This window comes from Microtetraspora sp. AC03309, assembly GCF_020826795.1.
GTDB classification, from domain to species: domain Bacteria; phylum Actinomycetota; class Actinomycetes; order Streptosporangiales; family Streptosporangiaceae; genus Microtetraspora; species Microtetraspora glauca.
This window is the reverse complement of sequence record NZ_JADDIL010000376.1, coordinates 1-594: the sequence shown is the minus strand read 5'-3', so window position 1 is coordinate 594 and position 594 is coordinate 1. Positions and strand designations below refer to the sequence as shown.

Here is a 594-nt window from a genome sequence, read left to right as displayed (position 1 = left end):
GCGCGGCAGCGCCGGCCCGATCAGTGGTGCCGGCAATCCCGAAACTGTTGTCGTCATCTCGGCCTCTCCCCCATCGCGGACTCAGGGATGCTCACCCTGATCCGACATCCCGACTCGGTGTCCATCACTTCGATGACACCCCCGTGCAATTCGACTGCCCACCGCGCGATCGCCAGCCCCAGACCGGTTCCGCCGTCCGAGGTCGCACCACGGGTGAATCGTTCGAAGACGCGCTCACGTTCAGCGGGTGCGATGCCCGGCCCCTGATCCGTCACCTCGATCCGCAGACCTGATGCATCCCGGGCGGCCAGCACCGCCACCCGGCCACCGGCCGGACTGTGCCGAAGGGCGTTGTCCACAAGGTTCACCACGACCTGCCGCAACCGCGCCGGGTCCGCCACTGCCTTCAGGTCCGGCGGTGTCACCTTGACGGTCACCGGCGTATCGGTCGCTGACACGGAGACATGTTCGACGGCCTCACGAAGGAACGCATCTACATCGAACCTGCTGATCTGCAATGGAATTGCGCCGCCTTCGACGCGAGAAAGGTCGAGCAGGTTGGTGACCAGCTCCCCGAGGCGTTCGGTTTGGGAC

1 protein-coding gene is annotated in these 594 nt (G+C 65.8%); it reads right to left on the bottom strand.

Annotation, left to right across the window (positions count from 1 at the left end; all coding sequences use genetic code 11):
• Nucleotides 1–53: 53 nt before the first annotated feature.
• Nucleotides 54–594: sensor histidine kinase KdpD (locus IMZ11_RS43415; RefSeq protein WP_228649513.1), on the bottom strand; the 541-nt coding region annotated here is incomplete at its 5' end.